At 68.4% G+C, this 374-nt stretch carries 1 protein-coding gene; it reads left to right on the top strand.

Going from position 1 to position 374, the window contains the following annotated elements:
* Positions 1–374: LysR substrate-binding domain-containing protein (locus tag AC1DDH_RS20810; RefSeq protein WP_476956268.1), on the top strand; the 374-nt coding region annotated here is incomplete at both ends.

Genomic DNA, 374 nt, shown 5'->3' with positions numbered 1-374 from the left:
GCAGTACACCGCTGGCCGACAGCATCCTGATGGCGAAATCGCTGACGGCATCGGACACGGTGCTGGTGGCGTCACCGGCCTATCTGGCACGGCACGGCCTGCCGGTATCGGCGGCGGACCTTGCGCAGCATGCTGTGCTGAGCTTCACGGGCGCAAACCGCACCGGCGAATGGACGCTGACAGCCCCGGACGGGGCTGTCGAACACGTGGGTGTACGGGGTGGCATGTCGACCGATACGATCACCGCGCTGTACGCRGCGGCGTTGGCCGGCACGGGCATCGCGGCATTCACCGAACGCACCGTGCGTGCCGAACTGGCCCGGGGCGGGCTGGTTCGCGTGCTGCCGCAATACCGGCTGGGTACCAGCCACTAC

It is taken from the genome of Arthrobacter sp. 10T425 (assembly GCF_056393985.1).
The sequence above is the reverse complement of the archived record's forward strand: the minus strand, read 5'-3'. Positions and strand labels throughout refer to the sequence as shown.